This is a genomic window from Marinomonas sp. AWM4_232 (assembly GCF_056158325.1).
Window position 1 is genome coordinate 3,965,781 of record NZ_JBSWTA010000001.1, and the last position, 14,931, is coordinate 3,980,711.

General features: G+C 44.2%; 17 protein-coding genes. 9 read left to right on the forward strand and 8 right to left on the reverse strand.

Features of this window, described 5'->3' with window-relative positions:
• Positions 1 to 49: 49 nt before the first annotated feature.
• Complete coding sequence (gene gorA / locus ACXAC1_RS18775; RefSeq protein WP_475063506.1) at positions 50 to 1,408, reverse strand: glutathione-disulfide reductase; 1,359 nt, start codon at positions 1,406 to 1,408, stop codon at positions 50 to 52.
• 168 nt (positions 1,409 to 1,576) lie between these two features.
• Between gorA and xthA the strand changes: the two genes are divergently transcribed.
• Positions 1,577 to 2,404, forward strand: a complete 828-nt coding sequence (gene xthA, locus ACXAC1_RS18780; protein ID WP_475063507.1) for an exodeoxyribonuclease III — start codon at positions 1,577 to 1,579, stop codon at positions 2,402 to 2,404.
• Between the two features lie 164 nt (positions 2,405 to 2,568).
• Positions 2,569 to 2,880, forward strand: coding sequence for an ArsR/SmtB family transcription factor (locus ACXAC1_RS18785; protein WP_475063509.1), 312 nt, complete (start codon positions 2,569 to 2,571; stop codon positions 2,878 to 2,880).
• Here ACXAC1_RS18785 and ACXAC1_RS18790 read toward each other — a convergent pair.
• From ACXAC1_RS18790 to ACXAC1_RS18810, 5 genes are all read right to left on the reverse strand, one after another.
• The gene (locus tag ACXAC1_RS18790; RefSeq protein WP_475063510.1) at positions 2,877 to 3,566 is read right to left on the reverse strand and encodes an alpha/beta fold hydrolase; all 690 of its coding nucleotides are present in this window, start codon (positions 3,564 to 3,566) and stop codon (positions 2,877 to 2,879) included. The genes ACXAC1_RS18785 and ACXAC1_RS18790 overlap by 4 nt on opposite strands.
• A 1-nt stretch (position 3,567) precedes the next feature.
• The gene (locus tag ACXAC1_RS18795; RefSeq protein WP_475063511.1) at positions 3,568 to 4,407 is read right to left on the reverse strand and encodes a DNA ligase; all 840 of its coding nucleotides are present in this window, start codon (positions 4,405 to 4,407) and stop codon (positions 3,568 to 3,570) included.
• A 74-nt stretch (positions 4,408 to 4,481) separates the two neighbouring features.
• Positions 4,482 to 6,401, reverse strand: coding sequence for a molecular chaperone HtpG (gene htpG, locus ACXAC1_RS18800; protein WP_475063513.1), 1,920 nt, complete (start codon positions 6,399 to 6,401; stop codon positions 4,482 to 4,484).
• Positions 6,402 to 6,499: 98 nt separating this feature from the next.
• A complete protein-coding gene (locus tag ACXAC1_RS18805; protein ID WP_475063514.1) occupies positions 6,500 to 7,222 on the reverse strand; it encodes an O-methyltransferase in 723 nt (240 codons plus the stop codon).
• Positions 7,191 to 7,922, reverse strand: a complete 732-nt coding sequence (locus tag ACXAC1_RS18810; RefSeq protein WP_475063516.1) for a DUF599 domain-containing protein — start codon at positions 7,920 to 7,922, stop codon at positions 7,191 to 7,193. Before ACXAC1_RS18810 ends, ACXAC1_RS18805 begins: the two co-directional genes overlap by 32 nt.
• 243 nt (positions 7,923 to 8,165) lie before the next feature.
• Here ACXAC1_RS18810 and ACXAC1_RS18815 point away from each other — a divergent pair, with 243 nt between their 5' ends.
• Together ACXAC1_RS18815 and ACXAC1_RS18820 are read left to right on the forward strand one after the other, a co-directional pair.
• Positions 8,166 to 8,465 carry a hypothetical protein gene (locus tag ACXAC1_RS18815; protein ID WP_475063518.1) on the forward strand — a complete coding sequence of 100 codons (300 nt, stop codon included), beginning with the start codon at positions 8,166 to 8,168 and terminating at the stop codon, positions 8,463 to 8,465.
• Between the two features lie 46 nt (positions 8,466 to 8,511).
• On the forward strand, positions 8,512 to 9,105 hold the full coding sequence (locus tag ACXAC1_RS18820) for a CBS domain-containing protein (protein WP_475063520.1): 594 nt from the start codon (positions 8,512 to 8,514) through the stop codon (positions 9,103 to 9,105).
• Between the two features lie 46 nt (positions 9,106 to 9,151).
• On the opposite strand, the gene tusA is transcribed toward ACXAC1_RS18820, so the two are convergent.
• Together tusA and ACXAC1_RS18830 are read right to left on the reverse strand one after the other, a co-directional pair.
• Positions 9,152 to 9,388 (reverse strand): sulfurtransferase TusA, encoded by a 237-nt coding sequence (gene tusA, locus ACXAC1_RS18825; protein ID WP_475063863.1) that lies wholly within the window; start codon positions 9,386 to 9,388, stop codon positions 9,152 to 9,154.
• Positions 9,389 to 9,400: 12 nt separating this feature from the next.
• Complete coding sequence (locus ACXAC1_RS18830; protein WP_475063521.1) at positions 9,401 to 9,991, reverse strand: alpha/beta family hydrolase; 591 nt, start codon at positions 9,989 to 9,991, stop codon at positions 9,401 to 9,403.
• Positions 9,992 to 10,222: 231 nt separating this feature from the next.
• Here ACXAC1_RS18830 and ccoN point away from each other — a divergent pair, with 231 nt between their 5' ends.
• From ccoN to ccoG, 5 genes are all read left to right on the forward strand, one after another.
• The gene (gene ccoN, locus ACXAC1_RS18835; RefSeq protein ID WP_475063522.1) at positions 10,223 to 11,665 is read left to right on the forward strand and encodes a cytochrome-c oxidase, cbb3-type subunit I; all 1,443 of its coding nucleotides are present in this window, start codon (positions 10,223 to 10,225) and stop codon (positions 11,663 to 11,665) included.
• Positions 11,666 to 11,676: 11 nt separating this feature from the next.
• Complete coding sequence (ccoO, locus tag ACXAC1_RS18840; protein WP_133559961.1) at positions 11,677 to 12,279, forward strand: cytochrome-c oxidase, cbb3-type subunit II; 603 nt, start codon at positions 11,677 to 11,679, stop codon at positions 12,277 to 12,279.
• A gap of 9 nt (positions 12,280 to 12,288) precedes the next feature.
• A complete protein-coding gene (locus ACXAC1_RS18845; RefSeq protein ID WP_133559962.1) occupies positions 12,289 to 12,477 on the forward strand; it encodes a cbb3-type cytochrome oxidase subunit 3 in 189 nt (62 codons plus the stop codon).
• Positions 12,474 to 13,370 (forward strand): cytochrome-c oxidase, cbb3-type subunit III, encoded by an 897-nt coding sequence (ccoP, locus tag ACXAC1_RS18850; protein WP_475063524.1) that lies wholly within the window; start codon positions 12,474 to 12,476, stop codon positions 13,368 to 13,370. Before ACXAC1_RS18845 ends, ccoP begins: the two co-directional genes overlap by 4 nt.
• 111 nt (positions 13,371 to 13,481) lie before the next feature.
• Complete coding sequence (ccoG, locus tag ACXAC1_RS18855; RefSeq protein ID WP_475063525.1) at positions 13,482 to 14,891, forward strand: cytochrome c oxidase accessory protein CcoG; 1,410 nt, start codon at positions 13,482 to 13,484, stop codon at positions 14,889 to 14,891.
• The last annotated feature ends 40 nt before the right edge of the window (positions 14,892 to 14,931 follow it).

The following is a 14,931-nucleotide window of genomic DNA, read 5'->3' on the forward strand; positions in this document are numbered from 1 at the left end:
ATAAGCCGCTTAATAGAGCACTAAGCGGCTTATAGACTTTATGTCGTGCCTATCGTTTTTTCAACGACCCAGCCGAAAAGGTAACAAACTCTTCTGCACTGGTAGGGTGAACGCCGACGGTGCTGTCAAAATGCGCTTTGGTGGCCCCTGCCTTAATAGCAATGCCTAAGCCTTGAATAATTTCACCGGCATAATCACCGATCATATGCGCACCTAGAACTTTATCCGTGCTGCGATCAACCACCAGCTTCATAAAGGTACGCTCTTGAGCACCCGAAAGCGTGTGCTTCATTGCACGAAAATCCGTCTGGTATACATCAATATCGTAACCCCTCTTATCCGCTTCCTGTTCAGATAAACCTACGGTGCCAATAGGAGGCTGAGAGAAAACTGCCGTCGGGATATTATCGTAATCAAAATTTGGCTCAATCCCATCAAACCAATATCCAATCAACGCCATTGCTTCTTTAATCGCAACAGGGGTAAGTTGAACTCGATCCGTTACATCCCCAATGGCATACACAGAATCCACTGAGCTTTGGTAACGATCATTAACAATGATGGCACCATTTTTGGCTGTTTCTATCCCTACTGCATCTAAGTTTAACGAGCTTGTATTGGGAATACGTCCCGTTGCATAAAGCACTTCATCAAACATCAGGATACGGCCGTCTTTTAGAGTCACCTGTTTCTGGCCATCTTTTGCTTCGATCTTTTCAACATCACTGTTTAATTCAACATTGACACCTGCTCGAGCGTATTCATTTGAAGCAAAGTCACGAACATCTTCATCGAAGCCACGCAACAATTTGTCACCACGATACATCAGCGTTGTTTCAACGCCTAAACCATTACAGATACCAGCAAACTCAACCGCAATATAGCCGCCTCCCACCACTAAAATGGACTTTGGCAGTTTTTCAAGGAAAAACATGTCATCGGAAACAAGAACAAGGTCATTGCCAGAAAACTCAGGTACAAATGGCTTCGCACCAACAGCAATCAAAATTCGTTCAGCTGTTATCAGCTCTTCTCCGACTTTGACGGTATGCGCATCGACAAGCTCACCATAACCCTGATGAATCGTTACGCCAGGATTTTCCAGCAAATTTTTATAAATCCCATTCAGGCGCTCGATCTCTTTGGTTTTGTTATCACGCAAGGTTGCCCAATCGAAAGTAGGCTTCTCAAAGCTCCAACCATAACCTTTTGCCTGCTCTGTAACATGGCTAAATTCTGAACCATAAACGAATAATTTCTTCGGAACACAGCCAATGTTGACACAAGTACCACCCAAAGCTTGAGCTTCTGCAACGCCCACTTTAAAGCCTTTAGAAGCCGCCACGCGACTCGCACGCACACCACCAGAACCGGCACCAATCACAAATAAGTCGTACTGATATTCCATTGTAAAAACCTTTGTCAGGAAACGTATTCTTAAACAATTGGGTTAAAGCCATCTATTTCAATGGCTACACACCTATCAACACCCATGCAAGAGAAAGATATTATTGTCAATACGACTTTTATCTGTAACTATTCCAAAAATTAATGTTTTGGTCAGGAATGAATTATCATGAAAGTAGTATCCTTCAACATCAACGGATTGCGCGCTCGCCCGCATCAGATTGAGGCGCTCGTAGCCACACAGCAGCCAGATATCATTGGCCTGCAAGAAATCAAAGTTCATGATGAAGCATTTCCCCACGAAATTCCTGAATCCGTTGGCTACCACGCGTATCACTTTGGTCAAAAGTCGCACTACGGCGTCGCTATTTTTAGTAAGCAGCCTGCCACAAAAGTGGAATATGGATTCCCTACTGATGATGAAGACGCCCAACGCCGTATGATCATCGCCACTTTTGACACAGAGTCCGGGCCATTAAAAGTGATCAATGGCTATTTCCCACAGGGTGAAAATAGAGATCACGAGACGAAGTTCCCTGCGAAGCGAAAGTTCTACCAAGACCTTATGAATTATCTGGCGCAACACTCTGCAGATGAACAGATCGTTGTCATGGGGGACTTTAATATTTCGGCACAAGATCTAGATATTGGTATTGGCGAGCAAAATGCGAAGCGTTGGCTGAGAACGGGAAAATGTAGCTTTTTGCCAGAAGAACGAGAGTGGTTTGACAAGCTGCTAGATTGGGGACTTGTCGACACCTATCGCCATCAAAACCCAACCGATAACTCGTTGTTTAGCTGGTTTGATTATCGTTCAAAAGGTTTTGATGATGCGCCAAAGAGAGGCCTACGCATTGATGGTGTACTGGCAACAGAGCCATTAATGAAGCGACTTGTAGCAACAGGCATCGACTATCAAATACGCGGTTTAGAAAAGCCATCCGACCATGCACCGATTTGGGCTGAATTTTCGCTTTCTTTAAAGGCTATTTTTTAACCACACCTTATGGAACAAGATGAAGACTATTCTGGCTTGATTTTTACGTTCAATACCCCCAGTCTTATCCACAGTGGATGTGGATTATTTATTTTAGAATGAGTATTTGTTATAAAACCAATACTCATTCGCATCTATCCCAATAACAACATAACGAACACACCATGCAACAGACTGAAATTGAAATTAAAGACATGCTTGCGCGTGCCAGTGAAGCGTCGGTTTTCCTGAAAGCACTCAGTAATGAAAACCGTCTCATTATTCTATGTAACCTGTTACAAGACGAACTATCGGTAGGCACCTTAAATGAGCGTGTTTTGCTTAGCCAATCAGCGCTATCGCAACACCTTGCTGTGTTACGTAAAGATGGCCTCGTCACAACTCGACGAGACTCTCAAACGATCTTTTACTCGATTGCAGACCCGAGAGTAAAAGAGTTAATCCAAACCCTTCACGATCTTTTCTGCGCAGACTAACAAAAAAAACCATTGATTTTGTTAGCCACCCACTTTGGCTGCTCAAGCGGAAGCATATGTCCGCTTTGAGCCACCACATTGACATCTACCTGCTTCAATTCAGACAGCTGCTTAAGCCGTTCTCCCGTGACAAATTGATCCGCAAATCCAGCCAATACTAGCCATTTAGCTTGCGACATTGAAATCGCTTCAAAATTATCTCGACGCTCGAGTGTTGCCTTTAGCTGAGCGATCAGTACTTTCTCCCCTAAAACACTGTCCATGGCGATGATTGTGTCCAGCAGTTCATCTTGGTTTGGGTGTTCAGACCAAAGCATTTGCCTGGCCTTCTTCATTGGCAATCCGTTATAGCCCACTTTTAGCACCCAATCTAACGCTTGTTGGCGCTGTGCCTTTTCCACGTCAGGAAGACGGTTCCCCACATTAGACATCAGCATCGCAGACTTAATCCTATTAGGTTCAACTCTGGCGATCTCTGTTAGCAAATAACCCCCTAATGAAAAGCCAATTAAGTGCGATGGCTCAGGAGGAAGGAGTCTTAATACTCCCTCCACCATTTTCTCTAAGCTCTCTTCTACAGGCAAAACAATCGGATGAAGCTGTATAGAGGAGTGAAGTAGTGGCTTAATCCACTGCCAAAGCCTCTCATCGCACATAGTGCCAGGCAAACAATAAACATCAGTCATACTATTGAGGAACTCTAAATTCAAAAGGACCTTGTCTTATCCGCTGGTAGCTTGCAAAACGAGGCAAGCCAGTAGACGTAAGACCTTGGTAACGAAACGTAATAAATACACCGATTTCTGGTGGCTGTGCGCGCTCTTGATCTGAAAAACCAGTACCAATTTTAAAACGTTTGCCATCAGCTAACTCAACCAACAGTGCACCAAGCTGACCATAATATTTCCCCTGCCCCGGCACATGGTCAACCACTTTGGCTTCTGCATCTTGGTACTTTTTCACTTTCAGCAGTGCATCAGATCGCCCTGAACGAAAAAGCGCTGTTTTTCTATGCAACATAAGACCTTCAGCCCCCAACGCCACCATGGTGTCCAACTGGTCGTAGAGTTGCTCAGCTGAATCAACAGTGAATTGATCGACTGCTTGAATATAAGCGTTCCCCGCATCACTCACCAATGCTTGATAACGTTTTACCCTTTGCTCAAACGTTGAGAAATTATCTGGCGCATCAAACACCATGTAGCGGATCTCTCGCCATTGCTCATGATTTGGAATGGTATCTAGCACTGTATTTTGAACAGTGCCGAATTTATTTCTTCCCGCCCACAATTCACCGTCTAACCACACTTTTGGCCAACCTGACACAAACCAGTCGGGTGGATTAATCTTTTGCCCTTGACGAGTTCGTAAAACTTCGCCATCCCAGATGCCTCGTATACCATCCAGTTTTTCACTCACTAGATAGTCTTGTACATTCTCACCATCATATTGGGTAGCCAGCTGCACCTCCTGAGCATTAGCCGACGTAATAAACACAAATAACCAAGTAGCGCTACACCATTTCATAAGACCTCCTTGTCTTGTTACAGTGCCCAAAAAAAAGCCCAAGCATTAAGCTTGGGCTCTCTGAACAGATCTGATTAGTTCGACATTTGAACAATCAGCTTATTCATACGAGAAACAAACGTCGCAGGGTCATCCAATTGACCGCCTTCTGCTAGCGTTGCTTGTTCGTATAGAAGCCAAGCCATGTCTGCAAAGCGATCTTCATCTGCCTCTGCATCCATCTTCTGAACGATTGGGTGATCAGGGTTCACTTCTAATGATGGCTTAGATTCTGGCAGTTGTTGACCTGCTTGCTCCAACAAACGACGCATCTGTAGACCCATATCAAACTCCCCGACCACTAGACATGCTGGTGAGTTTGTTAAACGGTCTGTGCTGTTCACTGAAGTCACTTTTTCCTCAAGAACAGACTTCATACGATCTAGCAATGGCTTGATTTGCTCAGCCTTCTGCTCTTTCTCTTTTTTCTGCTCTTCAGATTCTTCTACTTCAATGTCTAGCTTGCCTTTGGTGACATCTTGGAAAGACTTACCATCGAATTCACGCAGTGAAGACATCATCCATTCATCAATGCGATCACTTAGTAGCAATACTTCATAGCCCTTCTTACGAAGCACTTCTAGATGCGGGCTGTTTTTCGCTGTGTTGTGATTCTCAGCGTAGATGTAGTAGATCTTGTCTTGGCCTTCAGCCATACGCTCTACATAGTCTTTTAGAGACTCAGTTTGCGCGGCATTGTCTGTATGGGTTGTACTAAAGCGTAATAGTTCAGCAATCTTATCTTTGTTACCAAAGTCATCTGCTGGACCTTCTTTAAGCACGTTACCGAACTCATCCCAGAACTTCTGGTAAGTTTCCGCATCGTTTTTCGCCATTTTCGAAAGCATGTCTAGCACACGTTTCGTTAGCGCAGAGCGCATCGAATCAACTGCGTTATCGTTTTGAAGAATCTCACGGGAAACGTTCAAAGACAGATCATTTGAGTCAATCACCCCTTTTACGAAACGCATGTATGGAGGCAGGAAGGCTTCCGCATCGTCCATAATGAAGACGCGCTGAACATATAGCTTCAAACCACGCAACATATCGCGGTTCCAAAGGTCTTGCGGCGCTTTAGATGGAATGTACAGTAGGCTTGTGTATTCGAGCTTACCTTCAACCTTATTGTGCGACCACTTTAGTGGCTCTTGGAAATCATGCGAAACATGCTTGTAGAATTCTTTGTATTCTTCGTCACTAACTTCGTTGCGAGGACGCGTCCAAAGTGCTTTGGCTGAGTTAACCGCTTCCCAAGTTGGTTCCGTCTCACTTGTTTCTTTGACATTGCCCTCTTCATCGTACTCAGGCATTGGTACTTTAAGCATTTCAACTGGAATCGAAATGTGGTCTGAGTATTTTGACACCAGTGAACGCAAACGCCAGTTATCTGCAAACTCTTTACCATCTTCTTTAAGATGTAGAGTAATGCTTGTACCACGAGAAGCTTTATCGATCGCTTCGATTGTAAATTCGCCGGTGCCTTCTGACTCCCAACGAATTGCTTCGTCGCTGCCAGCACGACGCGTTTCAACAGTAACTTTGTCGGCTACGATAAACGCAGAGTAGAAACCTACACCAAACTGACCAATCAACTGGCTATCTTTCTTCTGATCACCACTTAGCTGCTCTAGGAACTGAGCGGTGCCTGATTTTGCAATCGTACCTAGGTTTGAGATCGCTTCATCGCGATTCATACCGATACCGTTGTCATCGATAGTGATCGTGCCAGCATCTGCGTCAAAGCCAATGCGTACACGTAGATTTGGATCGTCTGACAATAGATCTGCGTTAGATACTGCCTCGAAACGTAGTTTGTCTACAGCGTCTGATGCGTTAGAGATCAACTCGCGTAGAAAGATTTCTTTGTTTGAATACAAAGAGTGGATCATTAAATGAAGCAGTTGTTTTACTTCAGTTTGAAATCCTAAGGTTTCTTTTTGAGTTTCAGTTGTCATGTTTCTCCATGCTCCTTCGTTACAACACACGCGCAAACGCGCTTAACTTTATGATGTTTAACGATATGGAGGCATGGAAAAATAATTCAAGGCAAAAATTAGCGTTTATGAATAATTGTAAAACCATCGCCGATAGGAAGCAGGCTAGAATCGACTTCTTGGTCTTGATGAACGCGGTCATTTAATTCACGTACGATGCGCGTATCTTTGTCATCAAATGACTCATCCGCTACATTGCCCCACCACAGGGTATTATCAATCACCATACAGCCACCTTGGCGTAGCAACTGCTTTCCCATGTCGTAGTAAGCCAGTAAATTGGCTTTGTCAGCATCAACAAAGATAAAGTCAAAAGTCCCCTTTTGGTCTTTTAACAATTCTTCCATGGATATTTTTGCGTCACAGCAGTGAGTTTCCACTTGTTCAGAGAGACCTGCCATTTCGATGTGCTTATTCGCTATATCGAGCCACATTTGTTTTTTATCAAAGGCCAGTAGTTTCGCATCTTTCGCAAGTTTTAGGCCCATCGAAATGGTGCTGTAGCCTGTGAACACGCCAACCTCCAAAACCTTTTTAGGGTTCTGCATTGCAATGAGCAGGCCTAAAAACTGCCCGACTTCAGGAGAAAGCGCCATACGTGCCATATGATATTGAGCCGTTTCACGGCGTAAGGCTTCAAGAACTTGGTGCTCATTAACAGAGTGGTTGATCAAATAGCTGTATAAGCGATCATCCACCTTCACCGTTCGGTTTACCGGTGGATTATCATCTGACACTTGTTTTGGAAAATTAGGAAGCATGGGATTTAATGACGAGTCCACGACTTAAGGTTTTAAAGGTTTTAGAACGAAACTCTCGGCGATAAAGGACTGCAACGATCATCAGGCTCGTGGCCATACAAAAATAAGGCCCTAAGAACCAAGCGGAGAAAGCCATAGCAAAGTAATAAGCTCTAAGCCCATAGTTAAATTGGTTCGCAGCTAAACTACAAACTTTTGCCATGTGCATGGCGTACAACTCACGCTCACTTTCTTCAATGCCTCGTTCGGTTGCCAATGGCGCACTGCCAACCAAAACCGAACAAAAATTGTACTGACGCACTGACCAAGTAAACGTGAAAAACGCATAGACAAATATCAGAACCAAAACGATGATTTTCAGCTCCCACTCTGTTTGGCTCATGGGTTCCAGAAAATAAAAGTCATTAATAATGCCCATCGCCTGTTCAGAATAGCTAAAGGCTGTAAAAAGGCCCGCGATAATTAACAAACTACTGGAAGCAAAAAACAAACTACTACGTTCAAGGTTAGCCATGACTGAGGCATCGGCGATCCGATTATCTCGTCGCAAAAGTCGAGACATCCAAGCCAGACGGAATTGATGAAGTACGCTTACCAAGCAAGTTCGACGCTTGGAGTTATAGAGTGCATAAAATGCATACCCCCACCAGCAACCAAAAAAAACAATTAAAGTTATGACATTGATCGGTTCAAACAGCTGAGCAAGTGAATGCGGTTCCATGATGCTTAGATTAAGCCTTTATCGTGTGATGGTATGGTAATGCCATTATATCTGAATAAACATTAAAACCAGCCTAAAGACATGACTTTTTTGCGATTTTTTTGAACAAAAAAGGCTACTTCTAAAGCATTCCAAACAGATAATGAAATAAATTTGATCAATCAAGCAAAATAAAAATTGACCATTGTCATTTTTTACTTTTTCGGGCTATTCTGGTCAGTATGAACTTTTGAGGAAAGCCACATGATTCGCTTTTTACTGACAACATTGATCGTGCCGTTATTAGTGCTTTTCAGCATTAATATCAAAGCGATGGATGAAGGTCAGAAAGAAGTACTTGTCAAAGGCGCACTTCTTGAAACGTCTTTTGAGCTTCCTTCCGCAGAAACTTCTCCTGACTTTGACCACGCACTACTTCCGGCTTCCCATAACCGCTCAGATATTGCATCTCAAGATCAGTTATTTGTAGAACAATCAGCGCTACCACTTGATAAAGTCAGGCCATTTCTTGGCCGCGCACCACCTTCGACATCATTTTTCTAGAAAAGCTTTTACTTTAATTCTTAAAAAATGATCGAGGTGACACCTTATGAAAACACTTACGTACACCACTACGAAAGATATTAACGACTTGACTTGGCCAAACATTGAAGAGAATGTAGGCCTTTACACATCAGCTCTTCGTGTTTTTACCGACTTTAAAACAGCCAGTCCGCGTCTAATAGAGCCTACCGTTCGTGCAGATGTGTTGGTTGATATCATGAAAAAAGAACACGTCAGAATGAAACTGGTCGTCGACAGTCAAAACCACTTCTTAGGCGTTGTCAGTTTAGAAGACCTATCTGATGAAGCGTTCGTTAAACACGTCGCTGAAGGTTATGTTCGAAGCGAACTGCTTGCGATTGACTTGATGCGCTCCAAAGAAGACATCCTTGCGGTATCTTATAAATCACTTAGTAACAGCGATATTGAATCGTTAATCGTCAGCCAGAAGCACAATACTTACCAGCATTTATTAGTGGTCGATGAAATCGATATGTCTATCCGCGGTTTAGTATCAGCGAACGATATTGTTCGACAATTAAAGTTAAACATTGATGTGGCAACATCTACAAGCTTCGCCAAACTGAATGATATTTTGGAACACGAGTACGCGAACAGTAAACGTCTGCGAGTGGCGTGATTAACGCCCTCTTTCGCTAAGCTCTTGATCAAGAAAAAGGTCAGCTTTATTTGCTGACCTTTTTTTGTACCCAATAAAAATACAACTCGCCATCTTGTTCAGAGGCTAAAAGAGGATGCCCGAGAAAATTACAGAACTTAGGAATATCTCGTTCTGTTGAAGGGTCCGTAGCAGTAATCTTTACGACTTCGCCAGGCTTCATTTTTCTGACAACCCCGTGCAGCATCATCACAGGTTCTGGGCAGTATAACCCTTGGGTATCCAACTCGTGTTGGTGGTCAATCACTATAACTCCTTATGAATTAGTCTCTTGGCTTACAATAAAATCTACTGAAACCTTTGCTAATTCTTTAATTACCAAATCTTGTGACCGATTATAACGCTTTAATACATTAAAATCGTGATCCGCCCCCTCAATCCAATGCAGATTCACATTATTAGGTAAAGTCTGTCTTGCCACCCAATCGATTGCCCCCAAGCTATCCCGTGTTCCTTGACACACTAAGTAAGGAACAGCATCAGAACTCTGAAGATTTTCTAGTCGATGCTTATCTTCTTTCTTCGCTGGGTAAAATGGAAAACCTAGGGCGACGCAAGCCTTTACATTATGGCTTTGACACAACTCGGCAATAATCCGGCTCCCCATGGATTTACCAATTAAAACCACTGGTGCCTCTTTATCAATAGTATCACCTACTTCGGTCACTAATTTAGGTAAACGAGGTGGCGGTCGCTTCTTTCCTGTTTTCTCGATTTCCTGCATATAAGCCATTGTTATAGGGATTACCGAGGTGTTTAAAAGGACTTCTAACTCACGCTTAAAAGCTTGTAAAAAGGCGCTCCCATGACCCGCACCGGCGCCATGTAATAAATAAACATTAGACATATCGACTGAAAACGTTGCTCTGTGACAAGGAATGCCCACAAAGCAAACGGCGCTCCTGTTCTTTGAAATGTGAAAAGACTTAGAATCATTTCGCTAGTTTACCGCTGTTGGATTGTGAGGGAAAACCCAACTGCTACAACTCCTAGAGACGCAGCATACAGTCAACCTCGCACAAAAACAGCATTCTCGTTTAATCAGGTCTATCACTCAACGTGGTTTGTGGAAGAAACTATGAGCACAGCTTTTGATCACCCAACATACAACTATCGAGTGGTGCGCGCATTCACCATTATGACGGTGGTATGGGGCGTAGTAGGCATGGCTATCGGCGTATTAATTGCGTCACAATTGGTATGGCCAGACCTACTTGCTAACATACCTTACCTACATTTTGGACGTTTACGCCCACTTCACACTAACGCAGTCATCTTTGGATTTGGTGGCTCTGCATTATTTGCTACCTCATACTATGTCGTGCAACGTACGACACAGGCGAGGCTATTTTCAGACGTATTGTCTGGCTTCACATTCTGGGGGTGGCAAATCATTATTGTCGCCGCAGCCATTACGCTACCACTTGGTTACACACAAACCAAAGAGTACGCTGAGTTAGAATGGCCAATCGATATTCTGATCACATTAGTTTGGGTGGCTTACGCTATCAACTTCTTTGGTACCATTGCCAAACGCAAGATGAAGCATATTTACGTTGCCAACTGGTTCTATGGTGCATTTATCATCACCGTTGCCGTATTACACATAGGCAACAGTGCTGTTGTACCGGTCAGTGCGATGAAGTCTTACTCTGTATACTCAGGTGCAGCGGACGCCATGGTTCAGTGGTGGTACGGACACAACGCCGTAGGCTTTTTCCTAACAGCGGGCTTCCTAGGTATGATGTACTACTTCGTGCCAAAACAAGCTGGTCGCCCTGTCTTCTCATACCGTCTATCAATCGTTCACTTTTGGGCATTGATCTCGTTATACATTTGGGCTGGACCTCACCACCTTCACTACACAGCTTTGCCTAACTGGACACAAAGTTTAGGTATGGTGATGTCATTGATCCTACTCGCGCCATCTTGGGGTGGTATGATCAACGGTGTTATGACGCTTTCCGGCGCTTGGCACAAATTGCGCCATGATCCAATTCTTCGTTTCCTTGTCGTATCATTATCTTTCTACGGCATGTCGACTTTCGAAGGTCCAATGATGTCAATCAAGACTGTCAACGCCTTGTCTCACTACACAGACTGGACCGTTGGTCACGTGCATGCTGGTGCACTGGGCTGGGTTGCCATGGTAAGTATCGGTGCCGTTTATCATCTACTACCAGCTGTTCTTGGCCTAAAACCAGGCGCTATGTTCTCAACTCGCTTGATCAATGTTCACTTCTGGTTAGCAACGATTGGTACGGTATTGTACATCGCTTCTATGTGGGTGAACGGTATCATGCAAGGTCTAATGTGGCGCGCATTTAACAACGATGGCTCTCTCACTTACAGCTTCGTAGAAGCAGTAGATGCAAGCTATCCTGGCTGGTTCGTCCGTGTCCTAGGGGGCGCCATCTTCCTACTAGGTATGTTGCTAATGTCTTACAACACTTGGATGACTCTTCGCCAAGCTAAAGGCAACGAAGCAGCAAACTTCCAAGCCGATACTCAAGCAGCATAGAGGGTTAAAACATGCGCCATGAAGTAATTGAAAAAAATATGGGGCTCATGATCATCCTAATCGTCGTAGCAATTAGCTTCGGTGCTTTGGTAGAGATCATCCCTCTATTCTTTATGAAACAGACAACTCAACCAGTTGAGAATCTTAAACCTCTCACTGCGCTTGAGCTTGAAGGTCGTGATATCTATCAGCGTGAGGGTTGCCTAAGCTGCCACACGCAAATGATTCGTCCTTTCCGTGCAGAAACTGAACGTTACGGACCATACAGCGTTGCTGGTGAATCTGTCTACGATCACCCATTTCTTTGGGGCTCAAAACGTACTGGTCCCGACCTAGCACGTGTTGGTCAGCGCTACAGCGATGAATGGCACCGTGCACACATGTACAACCCTCGTGATGTGGTACCCGAATCAAATATGCCAGGTTTCCCGTGGCTATTTGAAAACAAGATTGATGGTAACGACACTGCGAACAAAATGTCAGCTCTGCGAATGGTCGGTGTTCCGTACACGGACGAGCAAATTGCTAGCGCAAAAACTGACGTACGTGGCAAACGTGAAATTGATGCCTTAGTTGCTTACCTACAGCAACTTGGCACTGTAATCGAACGATAGGGCAACGTCATGGACATAAATACGCTTAGAGCACTTGCAACGCCCATTGCATTTGTCGCGTTCATCGCAATTTTTGCTTGGACGTTTAGCAAAGGACGCAAAAAGGGCTTCGAAGAAGCCGCTAATCTCCCCTTTGCAGACGATGACGATGTAAGTGATATTCAACGCGAGTCATCCGTGGAGAAGAATACCAAATGAATGAATTAACATCTTTTTGGAGCGGTTGGATCATAGTGATCTCACTTGGCTCAATTCTGGGTAGTTTTGTACTGTTAAGCATTGTACGTAAAGGTCAACGCTTCAACTCTGAAACCACCCAAACAGTAGGCCATGAATTTGATGGCATTGAAGAGTACGACAACCCTCTCCCACGCTGGTGGTATTGGATGTTTGTACTGACCGTTATTTTCGCTCTTGGTTATCTAACCCTGTACCCAGGCCTTGGTAACTTCAAAGGCGTACTAGGCTGGACTCAAGAATCAGCCTACGAACGCGAAGTCGCTAAAGCTGAAGCAGAGTTTGGACCTATGTTTGCTCAGTTTTCTCAAACACCCATTGAGGAATTAGCAAAAAATGACCAAGCCATGCGTATTGGCCAGCGTTTATTCGCTAACAACTGTGCTCAGTGTCATGGTTCAGCGGCGACAGGTAGCTACGGCTTCCCTAACCTAACGGACAAAGACTGGTTGTATGGCGGTGATGCAGCAGCCATTTCGCAAACGATTCTAAACGGTCGTATTGCAGCCATGCCTGCGTGGGGCGCTATGCTTGGCGAAGAAGGCGTTCATAATGTGACTCAATATGTGATAAGCATGAGTGGCCGTGAAGCGGACGCAGCTTCTGCCACAAAAGGTCAGCAGCTATACAACACAAACTGTATTGCTTGTCATGGAGCCGAAGGTAAAGGCAACCACCTGTTTGGTGCGCCTAACCTAACCGACAACATTTGGCTTTACGGTGGTAGCGAACAGCAAATTATGCAAACTATTCGCAACGGACGTAATGGGCAGATGCCTGCATGGGAAGGCATCCTAGGCAAGGATAAATCTCATGTGGTTGCAGGCTATGTTTATAGCCTATCTAATCAGTAAATCTCTGATGTGAGTCAACAGGGTGTGACCGAAAGGCACACCCTTTTTTTATCAAAAATTGTAATATTAGTTAGTACTTAAGCAGCCTATATTAAGGTTAAGGAAAGCACCGTGAGCGACAAAATCCCCGTTCAACAAGTCGAGTCAGAAGTCATCGAATTCGACCTATATGAGAAGCGCAAGAAAATATACACTCGTGCAATTTCAGGATTTTTCCAAAAAATTCGAACCCGTGCACTATGGGTGTTAATGCTCGGGTATTTTTTAACCCCTTGGGTTAATTGGCACGAACGACAGGGTGTATTATTTGATCTTCCAGCCCGACAATTTCACATCTTTGGTGTGACATTTTTTCCTCAAGACTTTTTCTTATTAGCCTGGATACTTATCATTTGCGCCTTCGGCTTATTTTTTGTCACCACCCTGTTCGGCAGAGTGTGGTGTGGTTACACCTGCCCGCAAACCGTTTGGACCATGGTGTTCATGTGGATTGAGGAAAAAACCGAAGGGTCGCGCAACGCTCGCATGAAGCTTGATAAAGCGTCTATGTCGAAAAGTAAATTCGTCAAGAAATTCAATAAACACAGCCTGTGGCTCTTGTTCGGTTGGTTAACGGGATTAACATTCGTTGGCTACTTCACTCCTATCCGTGAATTGCTAATCGATTTATTTACCTTTAATGCACACTTTTGGGCATATTTTTGGGTAGCCTTTTTTACAGGCGCCACCTACCTTTTTGCTGGCTGGATGAGGGAGCAAGTGTGTACCTACATGTGCCCTTACGCGCGCTTCCAAGCCGTGATGTTTGACCCTGATACCATGGTCATTTCCTATGACTACAACCGCGGTGAAGCACGTGGACCTAGAAAACGTTCTGCTGACCATAAAGCTCAAGGTTTAGGTGATTGCATAGATTGTAACCTTTGTGTCCATGTCTGCCCTGCTGGGATAGATATTCGTGATGGATTGCAGTACCAATGTATAGGATGCGCATTATGTGTTGATGCTTGTGATTCGATAATGGACAAGATGGGGTATGAACGTGGTTTGGTCAGCTACACCACTGAGCGGCGTTTAGAAGGTGAAACGTCACATATCATGCGCCCTAAGGCCATTGGTTATGCCATGTGTATGGTGGTTGTTATTTCGGCATTCATGTTTTTTGCCAGTGACCGTGAAGCACTGGGATTAGATGTAATTCGAGACCGAAATAGGCTTTTCAACGAGACACCTAGCGGCATGATCGAGAACATCTATACGGTGAAGGTCATTAATATGGACCAAGCTTCACACCGCTTTGAAATTTCCGTAAGCGGATTGGACAACATGACGATGATTGGCCGGAAGACTGTGACTGCCAATGCTGGTGAAGTACGCTCTGTACCTTTCTCTATTCAGGTCCCTCCTACTGCACTGGAAGAACAACGCAACACGATTTTCTTTAAAGTGGAGTCATTGGACCCAAATTATCCAGTAGAAAAAGTCACCGAAAGCCGTTTTATTGGTCCTGTATCAAAATAATTAATGATAAGCGGTGATAATATCACCGCTTATCTCATTT